Source organism: Myxococcus xanthus (genome assembly GCF_006402735.1).
GTDB lineage: Bacteria > Myxococcota > Myxococcia > Myxococcales > Myxococcaceae > Myxococcus > Myxococcus xanthus_A.
In genome coordinates, this window is sequence record NZ_CP017174.1 from 1,753,983 (window position 1) to 1,768,794 (window position 14,812).

At 67.1% G+C, this 14,812-nt stretch carries 10 protein-coding genes, 9 tRNA genes and 1 pseudogene; 3 read left to right on the forward strand and 17 right to left on the reverse strand.

Translation table 11 applies throughout. The features are described from left to right. Window positions 1-128 precede the first annotated feature (128 nt). Window positions 129-1,028 carry a MaoC/PaaZ C-terminal domain-containing protein gene (locus tag BHS09_RS07450; protein WP_140797522.1) on the forward strand — a complete coding sequence of 300 codons (900 nt, stop codon included), beginning with the start codon at window positions 129-131 and terminating at the stop codon, window positions 1,026-1,028. A gap of 28 nt (window positions 1,029-1,056) precedes the next feature. Here the strand turns inward: BHS09_RS07450 and BHS09_RS07455 are convergent, their stop codons facing one another. Further along, window positions 1,057-2,271 carry a polysaccharide deacetylase family protein gene (locus tag BHS09_RS07455; protein WP_174260505.1) on the reverse strand — a complete coding sequence of 405 codons (1,215 nt, stop codon included), beginning with the start codon at window positions 2,269-2,271 and terminating at the stop codon, window positions 1,057-1,059. 194 nt (window positions 2,272-2,465) lie between these two features. Here BHS09_RS07455 and BHS09_RS07460 point away from each other — a divergent pair, with 194 nt between their 5' ends. Then, window positions 2,466-3,038, forward strand: a complete 573-nt coding sequence (locus BHS09_RS07460; RefSeq protein ID WP_140788554.1) for a hypothetical protein — start codon at window positions 2,466-2,468, stop codon at window positions 3,036-3,038. A gap of 15 nt (window positions 3,039-3,053) precedes the next feature. Here BHS09_RS07460 and BHS09_RS07465 read toward each other — a convergent pair whose 3' ends face one another. From BHS09_RS07465 to BHS09_RS07515, 12 genes are all read right to left on the reverse strand, one after another. Beyond that, complete coding sequence (locus BHS09_RS07465; RefSeq protein ID WP_140788556.1) at window positions 3,054-5,879, reverse strand: AAA family ATPase; 2,826 nt, start codon at window positions 5,877-5,879, stop codon at window positions 3,054-3,056. Window positions 5,880-5,996: 117 nt separating this feature from the next. Further along, a complete protein-coding gene (locus tag BHS09_RS07470) occupies window positions 5,997-6,605 on the reverse strand; it encodes a cytochrome C (RefSeq protein ID WP_140797523.1) in 609 nt (202 codons plus the stop codon). A 396-nt stretch (window positions 6,606-7,001) separates the two neighbouring features. After that, window positions 7,002-7,544 carry an HNH endonuclease gene (locus BHS09_RS07475; RefSeq protein WP_090484395.1) on the reverse strand — a complete coding sequence of 181 codons (543 nt, stop codon included), beginning with the start codon at window positions 7,542-7,544 and terminating at the stop codon, window positions 7,002-7,004. Window positions 7,545-7,565: 21 nt separating this feature from the next. Further along, window positions 7,566-7,639: transfer RNA gene (locus tag BHS09_RS07480), tRNA-Leu, on the reverse strand. A gap of 10 nt (window positions 7,640-7,649) precedes the next feature. Then, window positions 7,650-7,720: transfer RNA gene (locus BHS09_RS07485), tRNA-Ala, on the reverse strand. A 133-nt stretch (window positions 7,721-7,853) separates the two neighbouring features. Further along, window positions 7,854-7,929: transfer RNA gene (locus BHS09_RS07490), tRNA-Gln, on the reverse strand. Between the two features lie 18 nt (window positions 7,930-7,947). Next, window positions 7,948-8,018: transfer RNA gene (locus BHS09_RS07495), tRNA-Met, on the reverse strand. 76 nt (window positions 8,019-8,094) lie between these two features. Continuing rightward, a tRNA-Ile gene (locus tag BHS09_RS07500) sits at window positions 8,095-8,165 on the reverse strand. Window positions 8,166-8,209: 44 nt separating this feature from the next. Continuing rightward, window positions 8,210-8,295, reverse strand: a tRNA-Tyr gene (locus BHS09_RS38470). 95 nt (window positions 8,296-8,390) lie between these two features. Then, window positions 8,391-8,549, reverse strand: coding sequence for a hypothetical protein (locus BHS09_RS38815; protein ID WP_174258681.1), 159 nt, complete (start codon window positions 8,547-8,549; stop codon window positions 8,391-8,393). Window positions 8,550-9,671: 1,122 nt separating this feature from the next. Then, window positions 9,672-11,162 carry an Ig-like domain-containing protein gene (locus tag BHS09_RS07510; protein ID WP_174260506.1) on the reverse strand — a complete coding sequence of 497 codons (1,491 nt, stop codon included), beginning with the start codon at window positions 11,160-11,162 and terminating at the stop codon, window positions 9,672-9,674. 132 nt (window positions 11,163-11,294) lie between these two features. Next, on the reverse strand, window positions 11,295-12,167 hold the full coding sequence (locus BHS09_RS07515; protein WP_140797524.1) for a helix-turn-helix transcriptional regulator: 873 nt from the start codon (window positions 12,165-12,167) through the stop codon (window positions 11,295-11,297). A gap of 181 nt (window positions 12,168-12,348) precedes the next feature. Between BHS09_RS07515 and BHS09_RS07520 the strand changes: the two are divergent. Beyond that, a pseudogene (locus tag BHS09_RS07520) lies at window positions 12,349-12,696 on the forward strand (DUF6444 domain-containing protein); the annotation flags it as partial. Window positions 12,697-13,364: 668 nt separating this feature from the next. Here the strand turns inward: BHS09_RS07520 and BHS09_RS07525 are convergent. The 4 genes from BHS09_RS07525 to BHS09_RS07540 form a co-directional block, all read right to left on the reverse strand. Continuing rightward, window positions 13,365-13,437: transfer RNA gene (locus tag BHS09_RS07525), tRNA-Asn, on the reverse strand. Between the two features lie 6 nt (window positions 13,438-13,443). Continuing rightward, window positions 13,444-13,514: transfer RNA gene (locus tag BHS09_RS07530), tRNA-Lys, on the reverse strand. 6 nt (window positions 13,515-13,520) lie between these two features. Beyond that, window positions 13,521-13,595 (reverse strand) — tRNA-Pro (locus BHS09_RS07535). 642 nt (window positions 13,596-14,237) lie between these two features. Further along, window positions 14,238-14,810, reverse strand: a complete 573-nt coding sequence (locus tag BHS09_RS07540; RefSeq protein ID WP_140797525.1) for a HesA/MoeB/ThiF family protein — start codon at window positions 14,808-14,810, stop codon at window positions 14,238-14,240. Window positions 14,811-14,812: the final 2 nt, after the last annotated feature.

The window sequence follows — 14,812 nt, forward strand, 5'->3', positions numbered from 1 at the left end:
CGCTCCGTGTTCCCGAGAAAGGGGGGCTTTACATTCCAAACGGTCCTTTCTTGGACTCTCTGCTTCACGCCGGGGGCCGCGCGTGCTGCGATGCGGTACGTCCGGCTGCGTCATCCTGGAGTCCCAACGTGTCCCACACTTCGCCCTCGCTCGAGCTCTCCCAGCCTCCGCTGCTCGCCAAGGAGCTGCTGCGTGCCGCCGTGGCACGCCGGCCCTCGCGGCCCGGAGAGGTGCCCCGCCTGGATGTGCGGGTGAAAGGCTTCACCCCGGACGCCAGGCAACTGGCTCGCTACCGGGAGGTGTGTGGGTTTCCCGAGGATGGCTACCTGCCGCTGCCTTTCCCTCAGGTGCTCGCGACGTCGCTGCACCTCACGCTGCTCAACCACCCGGCGTTCCCCTATCGGTTGCTGGGCATGGTGCACGTGCGCAATCACATCCAGCAGCATCACCGCCTGCACGCCGGGGCCATGCTCTCCGTTCATGCCTGGGTCGAAGGCCAGCGTGAGGCACGGCAGGGGCGCGAGCTGGATTTGCACACCGTGGTGGAGTCGGACGGCGCGCAGGTGTGGATCGCCGTCACCACCATGCTCCGCCGCCTGCCTGGAATGGGGGAGCGGCCGCGTGAGGCGGGGCGTCCTCCCTCCACCGACGAGGCGCAAGTCTTCGCCAACAGTCGTCCGGCCAGTTGGTCCGTTCCGGAGAACGCGGGCCGCCGTTACGCCCGGGCCTCGGGCGACTACAACCCCATCCATCTGTATGGCTTCACGGCGCGCCCCTTCGGCTTTCCCCGCGCCATCGTCCATGGAATGTGGACCGTGGGCCGCTGCGTGGCGGAGATGGGCGAGGCCGCCGAGGCCCCCGCGCTCACGCTGTCCTCGGAGTTCCGCCGTCCGCTCCTGCTGCCCTCCCGGGTCATCTTCCAGACCGCCCCGCAGCCAGAGGGTGCCGTTGCCTACCGGGTGATGGCGGAGGACGGCCAGCTCCACTTGCTGGGCCACCTGTCGCCGGGCGCGTCGCTGGCGCGGTGACGATGCGCCTGCCGCGGGACTGAGGACGTCACTGCGGCAGGAGCACCACGTCATCCAGGTACATCACCGGCTGGTCCGTGCCGGAGTCGTCCTGGAAGTAGATGTCCCGCAGCGTGCCCGTGGTGGCCCCGATGCTGGAGAGGGAAATCGTCACCTGCTGCCAGACCCCCGGGGCGATGGGCGCCCCCAGCGCGGTGTCCAGGCGCGTGGTGCCAAGCATCTGGGTGCCATCGTGGAGCACCAGCCGCACCGCTTGTCCTCCCGCGGTTCCGCCGTGGACCCAGAAGCGGATGGACTGGTACTGCGCCAGGTTCAGCCCGTGGTGGTGGAAGAGCAGGCCATTCCACGTGTCCGGCTCGAAGCGGATGGCGGCCGAGCCCGCATGGACCACCCCTGTCTCGTCGAGCGAGTGGTCCGCCCAACTCCAGTTGGCGAAGCCGTTCTGCAGCGCGTCGGTGTAGACGAACAGGCCCGCTGTCAGGTCGGGTTCGGTGCGCCCCTCCGTCAGTGCCAGTCCTTCGGCCAGCGTCACGGTGCGCACGCCGCGCGTCTGCACGTAGTCGAGGATGTCCGCGAAGTGGGACGTCTCGTACTGGGTGTCACGGGTCGGCGTGCCGTTGACGAACTCGTGGAAGACGAGGATGAGCCAACTCTTCTCCGCGATGGCCTGGTCCACCCAGCCCTGGACGGTGCTGACCGGAACGGTGCGGGCCACGTCATTGGCGCGGAGCTCGTAGACGACGGTGTCGCGGAAGTTGCGGCCGGCGTTCACCGTGCGGCCGCTGGCGTAATGCTGGCGGATGACGTCGAGCACCGGGCCGTTCTGCAGGCCATACGGCACCACGAGATTGGGGACGGCGGGCAGGCCCAGCGCGCTCTCCAGCCAGGCGCGCGAGTCCTGCAGTTCGGCCACGAGCTGCGTCGGGGACAGCGACGTCAGGTCCGGGTGTGTCAGCGTGTGGCTGGCGATGTCATTGCCCTCGGAGACGAGCGTCTGGGCTTGCGTCAGCGACATGTAGCCACCCCAGCCTTCGTGGATGGCCAGGGTGACGAGACCGTAGGTGGCGGGGATGTTCCGCGCGTTGAGCTCGGGGCGGGCCAGCGAGAACTGCGTGGCCCAGCCGTCGTCCAGGGTGATGGTGACCATTCCCTCGGTGAAGGGCGCCGCGGCGAACGCGGGCGGCGCCAGCGACAGGAGGAGCAGCGAGACGAACCTTCGAAACACCCCGTGCGGTCTGGACATGGATTTCCCCCCACCGAGGCGAGTCAGCCTCGTGCGGCATGATGAATCCGATACCAGACGGAACGGACGCCAGGCAACCGGCCGGGCCCCCTGGGCAAGCGGCGTGGACCTGGCAGGTGCGGGGAAGGGATTCGAATAGCGGTGCCCCGTGTTCGTCCGAGCCACCGTAGGCCCTTGGAAAAGGAACTCGCTGCATGAAGCAAGTCGCCGCGCTCGCATGTCTGTTGGCCCTGTTGGGAGCGATTCCCTCTCAGGCCGCCGAGCTGAAGGACGTATTCGGCCGTGAGGTTCCCGTCGGCAAGGGGCGGCCCACCCTGGTGCTGTACGCCAACCGGGGCTCTCGGGACGAGCTGCGCCAGCACGCCTACTCGTTCATCTACGACCTGCGCGAGGAGCGGCCCATCGTCCTGATTCACGTGGACCTGCGGGATGTCCCCGGCCTCTTCAAGGGCATGGCGCGGGGTGAAATCAAGAAGAGCCACCGCGAGTCCATCGAACACATGCGGAACATCTTCCGTCAGCACGGCGAGGCGCCGCCTCCCGAGCTGGAGTCGTCGCTCTTCATGGTGGCGGACGCCAAGGGCGAGCCGCACCAGGCCATGGGGCTGAAGAAGGGGTTCGGCCAGGTCGTCGCCAAGGTGCTGAGCCCGTCGGGGCAGGAGCTGGCACGGGGCCCCTTCCCCGAGAGCGCCCGCAAGCTCGGCCAGACGATGGCCTCGGCCTCGGAGAGCCTTTCGACGCTCCGAGTCGTGGACATGTCCCGCTGACGCCTCGCGCCCAGCTCAGCTGCCGGGCGCCTGGGGCTCGGTGGGTGGCCGTGTAATCCACGCGGCGATGAAGACGTCCAGCTCGCCGCGCAGGACGTCCTTCACGCGCGGGGTGCCGGCGCCAGTGCGCGGGTCCTCCACGCGGGCGCCCCGCCCCAGGTAGTAACGCCGTGCCTCGTCTGTGTTGCTTTCCTGGCCGTAGACGACACGCGCGGCGATGTCCTTCAGCTCGTCGATCTCCGTGGCGCCAGTGAGCGTGAGCACGCGTCCGGAGGACTCGTCCTTCACCGTCACCTCGGTGCGGACGCGCTGGAGGTAGGCGCCCTCGTGGCTCTTCATGGGCCGGCCCTGGACCTCCAGGTAGGCCAGCTCCTCCTCGGAGAGCGAGCCGCCGCGGTGGACGCGCACGTAGGCGCGCTGGCGCTTCTCGTCCTCCAGCCGCCGGTGCATGCCCGCTTCGCCCGCGAGGAAGCCATAGGCTCCCGGGCCGGCGATTCGCACGACGACGCGCGAGGGCTCCTCCGCCTCGGCGACCGCGACCGCCTCGTAGCCGCGCCGCTGGGCCCAGCCCAGGTACATGGTGGCCAGCTCCTGCACCCAGGTCGCCTGGGCCTCCGCTGAGTCACTGGCGCAGATGTCCACCAGTGCCTCGGTGTCCTGGGTGGTGGCTCCGGAGGCGTGCAGGGCCTCCGCCATCTGGACCTCGCGCGCCACGTCCTCCACCTGCCGCGCCGCGGAGCCGAGCTGCACCTCGTTCTTCGCCTCCCGCACCAGCCGCCGCGCGAACAGGCCCGCGGCCTCCAGCCGCTCCAGTTCGTTGAGTTGCGCCTCCACGGTGCGGAAGGCGCGGATGACCTCGGCGGCACGCGTGGGGTCGTCCCAGAGGTTGGGCGCCTGCGTCTCCGCCAGCAGCTCCGCGCGGCGCTGCTCCAACTGCGGCCGACCGGCGGAGTCCGCCAGGGCGCGTGCCTTGCCCACCAGGCGGTCCATCTCGAACAGGAGTGACTTGCGGTCCAGCCGCCGCTTCACCGGCGCCGCGCGAGCGGCGGACGGCAGCAGCAGCTGCGCGGTGGGGGAGGGCGGCGGCGCGGCGGGCTCCGCCACGGCGGTGACGCGGCCGCCCAGACGGGCCTCGACGCGGACGGGCGTGCCCGGCGGCAGCGGCCTGCGCGCAATCTCCACGGCCAGCGCCGCGGTGAGCGTCTTCTCGATTTCACGCTGCAGGTATCGCGCGCCGAACTGAGGCGAGTAGCCCCGCTCCACGAGCAGGTCCACCACGGCGGGTGTCACCTCCACGTCCAGGGCGCGCGCGCGGATGCCTTCGCGCTCCAGCACTCGGCCGACCTCTCGCTGCGCAATCTTCCGGATGTCCACCTTGGACAGGGGCCGGAAGTGGCAGATGGCGTCGAAGCGGTTGAGGAACTCCGGACGGAACGCCTCTCCGATGCGCCGGTCGACCTCGGGGACCATCTCCTCCGCGCGGCGCGCGCCCGTGAAGCCCATGCCGGACTCGCGATACACCTCCGCGCCCACGTTGGACGTGGCGACGATGAGCGTGTTGTTGCACGACACCGTCTCGCCGGCCCCGTTGACGAAGGTGCCCTCGTCGAAGAGTTGGAGGAAGCGGTCGTGGACGCTGCGCGCCGCCTTCTCGAACTCGTCGAGCAGCAGCACGGTGAACACCTTGCCGTCCAGCAGCGCGCTCAGCTCTCCCCGCCGTGTCTCCAGTGCGGGGGCCCAGGTGGCGCCGAAGGGGACGCTCTCGTCACCGTCGTTGGGGTAGTCCGCCATGTTGAGGCGCACCAGCCTGTCCGCCGAGCCGAACAGGTACTCCGCCAGCAGCTTGGCCAGCTGCGTCTTTCCCACGCCCGTGGGGCCCGCGAAGAGGAACACGCCCAGGGGGCGGCGCGGGTCGTTGAGGCCGGCCTTGAGCAGCGCCACTGAGCGCAGCACCGCGCCCACCGCGTCCGTCTGTCCCAGCAGCCGCTCGCCGAAGAAGCGCTCCGTCTCCTCCAGGTCCAAAGGCATCGCGTCGTCGACGACGAAGCGAGGCAGTCGCGTGGCCGCGCAGAAGCGGGTGAGTACGTCTTCGGGACCCACATGGTCCTTGGCCGCGCTCGCCGCCTCCGCCGCCGTCTCCTTCAGCAGCTCGATGGCCTTGCGCGGCATGCGCTGCGCGAGCAGGAACTTGGACGACAGGCGCAGCGCCAGGTCGCACGCCGCCGGGTCGATGGGCAGCCGCAGCTCGCGCTCCAGCTCCTCCGCCACGCGGCCCAGCACCCAGCGGGCCTTCTCCGTTGGAGGCTCGTGCAGGGGCAGCAGGTGGAGCCGCTCGGCCAGCGCCTCGTCGGAGCGAAGCAGCTCCTGCACGCGCTTGGGCTCTGTCTCGAAGATGAAGCGCAGGCCTCCGGTGCGCAGCCCGCGCACGGCGACGGGCGCCAGCGGGCCGCCGAGGGCCGCGGGCAGGTCCCGGATGTAGACGATGGGGCAGGGGTGCCGGGAGAGGTAGGCCAGCAGCTCCTCGAAGCTCTCCGCCGCCTGGCGCTGGGTGCTGCGGGCCAGGATATTGGCGACGGACACCTCCACCACCCGTGCGTTCGCCAGCTCGGCGTCCACACGGCCTTCGGCGATGCGCCGGGCCACCTCCTGCACCAGGGCGCTCTTTCCCACGCCGGGCTCACCGGCCAGCAGGGGATGCTTGCCGCCCCGCGTGAGCAGGCCCAGCACTTCCGTCACCGCGGCGTCCACTCCGTGCGCGGCCGGCAACTTGTTCTCCCGTGCCAGCGCGGTGAGGTCGCGGTCGATGAGCCGCTCCTGGTCCTCGCTTTTCCTCGTCGCCATGTCTTTTCAGCCGCCCCCTCGCCGGGAGCGCACTCTAACCCCCTTGAACCGCGGGGGTGAGCGCGCAATCCCGGTCAAATCCGTGCCCCGAAGGAGACGCGGCCGTGACGGCCCCGCTCACGGGGCTGGCGGCGGGGCCATTCCTGGCTGGGCCGGGGGGATGGCCCGGAGATATTCGTAGACGGCCTTCAGGTCCTGGTCGCGCATCTTCGCGTAGGTGGGCCAGGGCATCACCGGGATGATGGCTCCGTGTTCACGGCCTGTCCGCATCAGCGCCAGGAACGCCTCGAAGGTCATGCCGCCTGGGAGACCCTGCACATCCGGGGTGATGTTGGAGGAGACGAGGCCTGGACCGAACGGCTTTCCTCCCGCGAGGAAGTTCGTGGTGTTGATCTGCTCGGGTTCGCCCTGATACGGGTCGCCTCCGGGGAGATAGCCCGGCTGGGTGTGACAGTCGCTACAGCCGGCCTGGGCATTGAGGATGTAGCTCCCCAATCCCACCAGGTTCCGGTCCAGGCCTTCCAGCTTCAACGGCACGGGCGAGATTCGAAGCCCGATGTCGATGCGCTCCTGGTCCTCGGCGCCCACGGGAATCTGGGCCTGCTCTCCTCCAGGAGGCCCCTCCTGGGCGGAGCCATCCGATCCGCAGCCAACGCCGATACCTCCCGCGACGCCCAGGAGGACCCAGCCCGCCGTCACCCACCGTCCCATCCGCGCATGCATCATGTGTCCGTCCCCTTGTTTGGCCGGGGGGCCCCGGTGGCGGGATCGTAGGGACGCTCGGGGGGACTGCCATGCTGCGTGCCGGTGTCGCATCACGTCACGCTGCATACAGTCCCGTGTGGCCCGAGGACCGGCGGGGCATGCGCAGCGGAAGCCGGAGGACTCGAACCTCGGGCCGAAGAGCGGCTCGCACCCGTTAGCAGCGGGGCCTGGCGCCATCGCCAGTTCAGCTTCCAGAAAAACCGCCAGCAGCGACATCCCGCCTGCTGGCGCGCGGGGCGGCTGTCGGGGTGGGAGCCGCCTCTGGCGGACTCCCGGACCTCCGAGTGCATCCACCGCCGGGGCGGAACACTCAGGAGGCGGAAGCCACCTCGGGTGGCTCCCCTTTCCCCCACGGCCTTACTCCTGCAGTTCCACGTGCCAGTAGGCGACGTCCCTGAGGAACTTCGCCCAGGACATGGGCATGCCCTTCTCGAACAGGAACGTCAGGTGCATCGCCTCGGGCACCTTCTTCGGCTTCATGGGCGCCGTGCGCAGGGCCATGCGGGCCTGCTCCGGCGTCCGGTTGCCCTTCTTCTGATTGCAGGGCACGCACGCGATGACGATGTTCTCCCAGCTCGTCTTGCCACCCTGTGCGCGCGGCAGGACGTGGTCATACGTGGCCTCCGGGCGCGTCACCTTGATGCCGCAGTACTGGCAGCGGCAGTGGTCCCGCAGGTAGACGTTCTCCCGGCTGAACTTCACGCCTTTGGGCCGCCGGCGCAGGCCTCGGATGAAGCGGATGACGGAGGGCATGCGAATCTCCACCGTCACCGAGCGCACGACGCGGTCCTCGTACTCCTCGACCACCTCGACCTTGCCCTGGAAGATGAGCATCACCGCGCGTTGCCAGGGAACACGTGCGACAGGTTCGAAAGACTGACTCAGGACCAGCGTCTCCATGACACGATGCCTCGTGGGTTATGCCGGAAGCGGGAGTCGAACCCGCACCCTCCAGGCTCTCGACCTGGTGCCTCTGCCAATTGGGCTACTCCGGCGTTGGTGAAGTGGATTCGCCGGGATTCGAACCCGGATCCCTCGGGTGCAAGCCGAGTGCTCTCCCCTTGAGCTACGTACCCATGTGCTGCGAGAGCAGGCCGCCAGGGAATCGAACCCTGCATGCGCGGATTTGGAGTCCAAGCTGCTCCCAAAGCGCGGCCTATGACGAACTGCTCCCCAAGGAGCGCGCAAACGCTCTGAGGGGTGGAAAGGTGGAACCGGAGGCAGGCTTTGCACCTGCACCTGCGGAGTCAGAGTCCGCCATCCTTGCTGGTTGGACGACTCCGGTATGTGCTGCTGCTTCAGATACCTCCGGAGGGATTCGAACCCTCGCCGTCCGCATATGAGGCAGATGCTCTACCAATGAGCTACGGAGGTGTGTTGTGTGCCGCCCCAGGAAAGAGCAGACGGCATGCATTCATCACGACGATTCAGTTGTCAGATAGCCTGTCTGTCGGGGTACTCGGACTCGAACCGAGATTTCTCGCGTATCAGACGAGTGCCCTGCCCTTGAGCGATACCCCGTGAGGTGTGTGCGACTGGGCGTGGCGGGCCACGCTCGTGCTGCATGGGGACGCTGGGAGTTGAACCCAGCGGGCCCTGTCAGGCTCGGGCTCTACAGGCCCGCGCGTCTCCCCTAACGCTCTACGTCCCCGGAGGAGCGGGGGCCCTGAAAGCCAAGAGGCCGGGTCCCCTGGATGGGAGCCCGGCCTCTGCGTGGCTTGGCGCGCCGGTGATGGGGCGCGAGCGTCAGCAGGGTACGGGCGGATGGCCGCCAATCCGGTCAAATCCCACGATGCACTTCGAATCGAAGCTCACAAGGGAGCAGGAGGCGGCGTCGAGCTGGGACCAGAGGTTGTTGCGATAGCTGCGCTTCATCGGGTTCGTCTGCATCGTCAACGTCGTCATGGTCGCCGCTCCTTTCGAGGAGACTCTACGTCCGGTGATTTTCGTTCCTGACAAGGCTCGATGGTTCGGGCTTCACTGTGGCGCTTTATGTCCCCGTGGCAGGTGGTGTCGCCGAGACAAGGCATGCGGGTCGTCGCGCGGCCGTGCGCGGTCCTGGAGATAGGCGGGATGCTCGGGTACGTGGCGGTGACGGGCTGGGGGCGGTGGCACTGAGTGTGTCGCATGGTGCTTGCGATAGGGCCCGGTGCGCCTTCATGCTTCCGACGCAGAACCCCATTGTCGGTTCTCAACCAGAAAGGTCGCCCTCCATGCGTGGTGCATTTGGCAAATCCTCGTGGGCCGGCGGTGTCGTCTTGTTGGCGGGTGCGCTCGCCTCGTGCACGGAGCAGGCTCCACCGACATCAATGAACCTTCGAGAATTGAACATTGTCGACGCGCAAGGACAGACACGTGTCCGCATCGGGGCCCCCCTCCCGGGGCCACGTGCCGCGCCCGGTTATGGACTTCAGTTCCTGGGCCCGTCGGGCCAGGAAATGGGAGGGATTGGAATGCTGGACGAGCGAGGCTTCCACGGACTGTGTTTCGACAGCGCGGAGGGCTATGAGGCCGTGTGTGTCTCAACCATCCACGGGAGGCCCTCGATTCAACTTCGCTCGAACGATGGGAACTCCCCCCAAGAGCGCATCACTCTCGGTGTCAACGAGAGCGGCGTCGCGACCGTGGAGATCCGCGACGCCGCTGGCAAGACGCAAGTCCGATTGGAGGTCGGAAAGGACGGTCATACGCGCATCGAGGGTGTCAGCCCGCCCCTGACAAGCCATGCCCCCTAGACTCCGCGCTGACGGCCCTCATGCCGGTCGAGTCCCGAGTCGTGTGTAGTCGGTGAAGAGCCCCCCTGTGTCAGGGAGTTTGTCGCCGCTGCGGTGCGCGCCTCGCTCGCTTTGGCGCACGGTTCGACGCGGCCTTGACGCCCCCATGTCGCAGCGACCGAATTTTGGATAGGCACAGGGAGTTGAGCGAAGCAGATTCCAGACTCGTTGCCGCCACAGAAAGGCGGTGGCGGCAACGAGCGAGGGACGGAGACCGTCATCCGGTCCCACGCCCCACCTCACACCTCAGGGCTCAAGGGCCGCACTGCGCGGGGCCTGAGTTATCAGAGAACACGTTCCCCAGGCTCGGCGCGGTGAAATCCGTGGTGAAGGTGTCATAGTTGGGGGTCTTCGCACGAGTGATTCCGCACCCCATGGAGTGACGGAGCGTGGTCTGGGTAATGATGGGACCCTTGTCAACGATTACCCTGACGTTCGCGTCTGGGTTCCCATCGCTCGCGCGCGAGCCGCCGTACTCGACCACGGCCCGCGTCAGCTTGCTAGCAGCCGTCGCCATCTCGCCGAACACAAGGCCCTGCCAATGGCCAGACATGGGGAACTCCGCGTCGGCCGTCAGCGTGATGGGGGCCTCGGCCGTTCCCTCGGCGCGCAGATTTCCACCCTCTCCCGTGCCAATCTCGAAGTAGCTCAGGCGACCGAAGCGCAGCGTGACTCCCGGGCTCAACGTCAGCGTCGGAGTGGTTGCGCCATCGACATAGACGGAGTCCTCCATGGCGTAGGGGACGCCAACGTTGACCCAGGTCTGCGAGCGGTCCACCTGCCCGCCCGGCGACCGGATGACGTTGCGTCCGTTGGACATGAAAACACTGTCACCCGGGAGGCTTCCGAGCTGGTTGACTCCCATGTAGATGGGGGCATTCGCCACGTCCGTCACCGTCAGCCCCATTGAGTTCGAGCCGAAGGCACCTTCGTGCATGAACGTGATGCCCTGGGACGCGCTGTGCTGAATCGTCACGTCCTGAAAGTTGGGACGCACGGTGCTTCCACTCACGATGATGCAGGCATCGTTCGCGGTGCCGTAGCCCGAATTCGAACCACAGTACTCAACGACGGCGTGGGAGATGCTGCTGGAGGTGGCCCCTTCCAAGAAGTACACGCCCTGCCACTGGCCCGGAGCCGGCGAGTCGGCATTCGTCGTGAAAGTCACCGGCTTCTCCGCTGTCCCCTGGACCCGGAGCGTCCCGCCCTCGCTGCCGTAGCCGATCTCGATTGATGCGCCATGCTCAAAGCGGATGATGCACCCCGCCTCGATGGTGAGCACCGGGGTGCCGGAACCCGCAACGACAATGTCATCAAGGACGATATGCGGGTTGTCCACCTCGCGCCACGTCTCGCTGGTCAAGATGCTTCCGTTTGAGTGAATGGCCCCCCGAACCGTTAGCGTCAGGTTCCCGCTCTTGTTCCCCGACGCAGCGGTGACCGTCGCAGTCCCAGCCCCCATTCCCGTCACCCTCCCGTCCCGCTCCACACGCACGACGGAGGGTTCGCTCGAACTCCAGGTAACGTCGTCAAGCATCACCGGCTGGCCACGGCTGTCCCGCCCCGCGGCGGTCAACGCGAGCACTTCATTGACAGCGAGAGTGCTCTTGCTCCCCGCGACGGTGATGGTGGTGTCCGTAGGCGTGGGCCTGGGAGGGGGCGGATCATCTCCCTTGCCAGGGTCGGCGCCACAGCCAGCAATGAAGAGGGAAACGAGCAAACAACGCATACGCGAAGCGCGCATGGCACTTCCTCCAAAGGGTGAGTATTGCGCGCCTCTGTATCGGTGCGGGCTACGTGGAGACTCAAGCCCTATCCGGCCTTCCAGGCGGAGAGTGGAAAGGTGGCTAGTGGTTTTCCACGAGGCGCAACGCTCTCAGTCCTGCGCCCCCCAGAACGCGGCGATCAACTGGGCTCGGCTCTGATTGCCAGACTTCTTGAGGATGTCCGTGATGTGCACCTCCACCGTGCGCTCGGCGCACCGGAGGCGGTTCGCGATGTCCCGGTTCGAGATTCCCTGAACGACAAGCTCCAGGACCTCGGCCTGGCGGGCCGTGAGCGCCCCGTGCCAGGCAGGGAACCGTCTGCGAGCCCCCGTGGCGCTCTTTCCTCGAGGCATTCTCAGGAGCGCACTGACCTCCGCCTGGAGATGGGAGATTCGTTCCAGCATCAGCAGGTGGGCCTGGCTGGCCACCTCGCTTCCGAGAGCGAAGGCCGTTCGGGAGGGCGGGAGCAGGAACCGATAGACGGCTCGACGTGGCGCGAGCTCCAACTCCACCTGAGCCCGGGGCAGGCCGATGAGCCGTGGCGAGTTCGCGAGCGAGGCGCTGCAGATGCGGAAGAACGCCGGCGAATCGCGCCAATCATCCGGCAGCGAAAGTTCGAGCTGGAGCCGATCCGGCCCGAGCAGCTTGCTCCGGACCATTATCCGAGGATGCGCCCAGCTCCCGACGGAAATCACCAACCGGAGGAGCTGAAGAGGCGAAAGCACCCGTCGGGCCACCGCCAGTATCTCGGGGATTTGCTCGTTCACCGCCAGGGCGAACTGCTCGACGCCCCCCAGCGGACTCCATGCTTGTTCGATCCGGTCGTTGAATTCGCAGAAGGCATCCCAACTGATTCTACGAAGCGGTCCGGTCAGCTCGCGCTCCTCGACGGACGGCCTACCCAGGAGCGTCGCGCGAGGGACTCCATGGCGTTCGGAGACGTACAGCCCAGCCTTGATGACAGAGATAGGGACGTGATTCAAGACGAAGAGCTGAGTGTCAGTCTCGGTTCAGAGAAACGGGGGCACCCTATTACTCCCCGAGGGACTCTACAAATTTGTGCGCCCCCAGTGCCCGAGATAGGTAAGCGTTCAGGGGGGGCTGGGCGGTTGAAGAAGGAGCAGGCCATCAGCCGGCGGGAGGCTTGTCGCTCGCTGACGCGGCGTGGGACATGAGACACGGCCTGTCGTGGCCGAGGTCGACCCCAAGGATGCGCGCATCGCGGAGCTCGAGCGTCAGGTCGAGGAGCTGACTCGACTGGTGCGGGAGCTCAGGGAACAGTTGCGGCGGAACTCGGGCAACTCGAACCGGCCACCGTCGAGCGACACGCTGGGGCAGCGGACCGAGCGGCGCAGGCAGTGCGGGAGTGGGAAGAAGCGCGGCGGTCAGCCGGGACACAAAGGCCTGACACGCGCGCTTGTTGCCGAGGAGAAGGTGAGCGAGTTCAAGCACCTCTTCCCGTCCGAGTGTGAGAATTGCTGGGTTCCCCTCTCACGCGATGGCGGCACGCGGGGGCTGACGAAGAAATGCAGCTCGCGGCTTGTCTCGGTGCCGTTCGGCGTAACGACAGAACGCTCTCGAGCCAGCGCCAACACACTCCTGGCGTGCGGCAGGTAGTGCTGCACGCCAGGGAAGTGCTTCACGTCAAATGCCCAACCGCGTCGTTGCTCTTCTCGGACATGGCCTGCTTCCTCCCCACTGTCCGTGCGCGAATCGCACAAGGGCTCTGCCCGCGCCTCATCCAGCACGTCTTTGCTACCCACGACGCACAGCCTCTCGCACACCGCGGCGTGCGAGGGCCCCCGGTTGCCCGTGAGGGGCAGGGCATGGCGCATCCCCCGGCCTTCACGATGCCGTCGGCCAGTGCGCCCGTCAGGAGGTTCGCGTCGCCTGTTACCACGGTGTCGGTCAACTCCAGCAGGCTCAGCAGGTCCGCGGCTGCGTCGATGACCAGAATCCCGCGTTCTTTGATGCTCCCAACACGACTCAGGTCCACCCCGCCGACCCCATCCTTTGGTGCTTGAGAATGCCTCCAAGCACAAGTTCCGTTCGTCATTAAGCCTTCCGGCACGACGCCCACCGGACGGTTACGAAGGAAGAGGGACAGATGTCTGCTGCCCAGCCGAGGCGACATCTTTCCTGACACAGGGGGCTACCGGTTGGTAGGGCCCTTCGTTCAGCTCCCCGGGAGGGATTCGAACCCTCGACCCCGCGGTTAACAGCCGCGTGCTCTGCCAGTTGAGCTGCCGGGGAATGCGATACCTCCGGAGGGATTCGAACCCTCGCCACCCGCTTAAGAGGCGGGTGCTCTACCGATGAGCTACGGAGGCGTGGTGTCTGAGTGGCAGGATTTGAACCTGCGGCCTCACGGATCCGAACCGTGCGCTCTGGCCAGACTGAGCTACACCCAGAAGTGAAGTTGGCTGTGATTGGGAACGCTGGGGGTCGAACCCAGCAGGGCCGGAACGACAAAAGGCCGGGTTCCCTGATGGGAGCCCGGCCTCCGCGGCGCATGCCGCGTCCGTATCAGGTACGCGTGCGTCAGCGGGAGTCGGGCGGACTCTTGGAATTCGCGCGGAGACCGCCAGAAAGAGACGGGGCCGCGTCGATGTTGAGCCACGGGCTGCTGGGATACTGGGCGCTCTTCAAGAACTTCTGCGAAGTCATCGTCATGGCATCACGCCCCTTTCTTGGGTGAAATGACGCGCTGAAAATTCACTCCTGACAGCCCGCGGCGCTGCATCTTGTGAGAGACACGGGGCCGCTCAGTCCTGCGTCGGCTCGGAGTCGAGGCGTGCACGCTCGAGCGCTCTTCCGATATACGCCGGGGCGCTCCCCGCGGAATCACACGAATGCGCGACTGAACGACCGACCTACCTCCCGGCCGCGAGGACTCTCTCACTCTTCAACTGGTCCGAAAATTGGAGAGCAGACCACGTCGGCTATGAGACGGAGCGCGCGTTCACAGCGCGCGTTCACCAAGGTCTTCAAGCGTCACTTCAGCGAGACGCCAGGCGCGTATCGGCGCCGAGTCCGGCGCATGCGACCGTGAGTCACTGGGACAGGACCGAACTCAGGTTCACCAGCGAATCACGGCGGGTGCCGTGCTTCACGAAGTCCTGAATAGCGCGGGCCAGTGTCGCGGAGAGCAGCCCCAGCAAGGGGAGGTGTGCGCCTCCTTCGCAGGTGGCCTGGCCCTGGGCGTCCTCGGCATCCGGGGTGAAGCGCTCATCCCATCGCACCAGCCCGAAGGTGCCATCGGCGCTCACCGCGCCGTGGACAAGCGGCTTTCCCGTCTGGTGCGCGTAGTCGATGAGCACCTGCCGGCTGTGCTGGTTGTCCATGCAGTCCACCAGCAGGTCCGCGCCACCGCAGAGAGCCTCCGCGTTGTCTCGGGTGAGCCGCACGCCGTGGGACTCCGCCTTCACCCCGTGCAGGTTGAGGAGTTGGAGCTTGAGCGCCTCAGCCTTGTTCTTCCCGACGGAGGGCTTCACGTAGGCCTGGGCGAGCAGGTTCTTGGACTCGACCCGGTCGAAGTCGACGAAGACCAGGGTGGCCTCCAGGTTGCGGCACAGCACCGCCGCGGTGGAGCCGATGGCGCCCACGCCACAGAAGAGGATTCGCATGG

What these genes read in the sequence shown, in the direction of transcription:
- BHS09_RS07455 (WP_174260505.1), bottom strand. Translation starts at nt 2,271, where the DNA reads ATGTCCAGACCGCACGGGGTGTTTCGAAGGTTCGTCTCGCTGCTCCTC.
- BHS09_RS07460 (WP_140788554.1), top strand. Translation starts at nt 2,466, where the DNA reads ATGAAGCAAGTCGCCGCGCTCGCATGTCTGTTGGCCCTGTTGGGAGCG.
- BHS09_RS07465 (WP_140788556.1), bottom strand. Translation starts at nt 5,879, where the DNA reads ATGGCGACGAGGAAAAGCGAGGACCAGGAGCGGCTCATCGACCGCGAC.
- BHS09_RS07470 (WP_140797523.1), bottom strand. Translation starts at nt 6,605, where the DNA reads ATGATGCATGCGCGGATGGGACGGTGGGTGACGGCGGGCTGGGTCCTC.
- BHS09_RS07475 (WP_090484395.1), bottom strand. Translation starts at nt 7,544, where the DNA reads ATGGAGACGCTGGTCCTGAGTCAGTCTTTCGAACCTGTCGCACGTGTT.
- BHS09_RS38815 (WP_174258681.1), bottom strand. Translation starts at nt 8,549, where the DNA reads ATGACGACGTTGACGATGCAGACGAACCCGATGAAGCGCAGCTATCGC.
- BHS09_RS07510 (WP_174260506.1), bottom strand. Translation starts at nt 11,162, where the DNA reads ATGCGCGCTTCGCGTATGCGTTGTTTGCTCGTTTCCCTCTTCATTGCT.
- BHS09_RS07540 (WP_140797525.1), bottom strand. Translation starts at nt 14,810, where the DNA reads ATGCGAATCCTCTTCTGTGGCGTGGGCGCCATCGGCTCCACCGCGGCG.